This window comes from Mycobacterium sp. TH-M15, from assembly GCF_057473705.1.
The window spans coordinates 1-2,942 of sequence record NZ_JBYCLB010000515.1 but is presented as its reverse complement, the minus strand read 5'-3'; the positions used below and the strand labels follow the sequence as shown (position 1 = coordinate 2,942).

General features: G+C 67.4%; 1 protein-coding gene. It reads right to left on the bottom strand.

Annotated features, from left to right (window positions below; translation table 11 throughout):
- Positions 1 to 50: 50 nt before the first annotated feature.
- Positions 51 to 2,942, bottom strand: a 2,892-nt coding sequence (locus AC2VNT_RS12590; protein WP_486947179.1) for an arabinosyltransferase domain-containing protein, incomplete at its 5' end; no start/stop codon positions are given.

Below are 2,942 nucleotides of genomic sequence, written 5' to 3'. Positions count from 1 at the left end.
GAAACTTCGTCATTCCGCTGCCACGAGCTACACAGTCGGCGCGACAGCCCTTACGGCTTGATCCGGATCTTGCCCGGCGACCACCAACCGAAATGGGTCGCGGTGCCGAGGGTCAACTCGGCGGGCGGCGCGTCGACCAGCGTGTCGAACTTGCGCAGCGAACCCCAGTCACGGGCCCAGTCGTGGGACAGATACGTCGCCATCACGTGGGCGCGCAGCAGCAGGTCGGTAATGCCGAGCAGGCCACCGTTGACCCCGTCCTCCCAGGTGTCGGTGTCCATCTTCTTGGCCAGGTAATCCGGCGTGATGCGAAACTTGGGGATGTCGGTGACGCCGTTCGAGTGCAGCATCGGCTGCTGGCAGGGGAATGCCAGGCCGACCGCCCAGTCCAGCAGCACCGGCTGCGTCGACCCGACATACTCCTGCAACGAGCGCAGTTCGGGCACCCGCGGCGGGGTCACCGCGATCCAGTCTTCCGGCGTCAGCGACAGGTCTTCGGCCACCACCCGGACGGCGACGGCGTCCGCGGGAATCTTCGCTCGTGGGTACCGCAGGTTGCGCCAGGCCTTGGGCTGCTCGCCGTAGAGGTCGTCGGGCACCAGCCGCCCGGCCGGCATCACGTCACCGCCCGGCCCGGGCCTGCCGTACTCCAGCACCACGGTCTGACCGTCGGTGTAGTGGTGCAGCACGCTGTTGCCGGCGATCTTGCCCGCCGCGGTCACCACCACCAGCGGGTGGCCGTCGTCGGCGGGCGGCAGCTGATACCACGCCGAAGTCAGCTTGCTCTGCTGCTGAGCCTCGGTCGTGTAGCTACCGAGCACCGGAACGCGGTGCGGGTCAAGGCCATACGGTAGCGGAACCGTCGAGCCGTTGATGCCGGCCGTCTTCAACTTGGCCGGTGCGTCCCAGTCGTAGTCGGTGCCGGGTTGGTTGGGGTGCATCACTACCGCCTCGGCGACGGTGTGGTCCGGTATTCCGTTGGGGCTGAAGCCAACCGGGTTCATCCCGCCCAGCGGTCCCAGCGATCCGTAATCTCCGGGCCGGGCTGGCATGAACCCGGCGTTGGGGTCGGGCTCGACGAGAACGTCGTCGGCCAGCCCGCAGCCGCCGGCAAAGGCCCGAATGTTCGACGAGCCGTTGGAGAAGGTGGGGTACTGCCGGACGATGCCGATCGACATCGACGCGATGAACACCAGCGCCATGAAACCCGCCGCCAGCGGGATGGGCGCCGCGGTCAGGGCCCGAGCCAGTCCACCCTCGCCGCGGTCGTGGGAAGCGAAGTGCAACCAGGCCGCGTACAGCGCAATCAGCACGAACAGCGCGAAAAACATTGTGTTGATGCTGATGCCGGCGATCTTCGGCATCGAGGCGTTGAACGGCACGCCGTAGCTGGACACGTACCACCAGCCGTTTGTGGTGGCGAAGCACAGTGCCAGCACGAACAGCACCGCCGCCAGGAACGCCATCCGGTTGCGCGACCAGCGCAGCACCGCCGGCGACACCAGCACCGTCGTCAACGCGGCCATCGCCGCGCCCACCGCGGCGAACAACCCGAAGTGGTGCACCCACTTGGTCGGGGTGAACATCAGGAAGAACATCGTGCCGAAGATGACACCCATCAGTCGCCACGCCGGACCGCGGGCCACACCCGGAACTCGCTTGCGGCGCAACATGATGAACACTGCGGTAAACAGGCACAGCGCGGTGATCAGGAAGCCGAAGCGGCGCGACAGCGAACCGTCGACGGTGGGCAGGAACAGGTAGTAGTAGCGCAGGTTCTCGGTGTACCAGGCCTGGCTGGGCCCGATCGCGGTGCGAATCCTGATGGCTTCCAGGTCCGTTGACAGCGTTTGGTCGGCGAACACCACGGTCAGGATCACCGTCCCGGCCGCCAGCATCGGCGCGACCAGCGGCCAGGTGCCGACCACGCGGTGACGTCGCACGAAGATTCGCAGGATCGGCCGGCCGCCGGCCACCAGCGCCGCCACCGCGATCAGCCCGGTGGGCTGCACGCCCAGGGTGAACGCCGCGGTGACCACGGCCAGCGCGGCGGGGGTCAACCGGCTGTAGCGCATCGACCGCTCGATCAGCACATAGGTGATCAGCGAACCGACCGCGATGATGGGCTCTGGCCGAAGGCCGTTGTCGAACGGCATCCACGCGGTCAGCAGTACCAGGCCGGCCGCCCAGTTGGCGGCCTTGCTCCTGGTCACCGCCGGGCCGAGGCGGGGCAGCACCTCTTTGGAGAGCAGCAGCCAGCAGACGATCCCGGCGAGCAAGTCGGGAAGGCGAATCCACAGGCTGGAGTCGCTGACGTGGGTCATCAACGCCAGCAGGTTGTAATACCAGCCGAACGGGTCCTCCGGGCTGCCGAACCAGCGGAAATAGTTGGACATGTAGCCGGCCCGGTCGGCGACGCGGGCCATGCCCAGGATGTAACCGTCGTCCGAGGAGTTCGCCCCGATCACCCACCAGAGCACGAACCCGGTGATCACCGTCGCGTCGGTAAGGGTGAAGGTCCGCCAGTTCGCCGGTATCCACCGGCGCATCCCGCCCGGTGACGATGCGGGCCGGAACGGCCGGAGGAGGAGCCGGGCACCTGAGCCATGACCGTCCAACTGGTCCAGGCGCCACAACGCGATCAGCGCGATGATCGTTGCCAGCATCGCCCCGACCATCGCGACGAGCTTCAATGTGGTTGGGGTGGTGGAGAATCGGGTGTCGATAGTGGCCGACATCCTCAGCCCCGGCGGTGCGGGACCGATCAGGTCGGTGAACACCCCGACGACCTGCGGGCGCAGATTGGGGTCGGGGTAGCCGCTGCGCAGCTCTTTGCCGCCCGGATCCTTGAGGCCGACAAAGGTGGCGTAGGTGCCGGCCAGCGTCGAGGTGACGTCGATGTGCTGACACCCCGCCGACTCCACCTGCTCGCGCGGCACCGA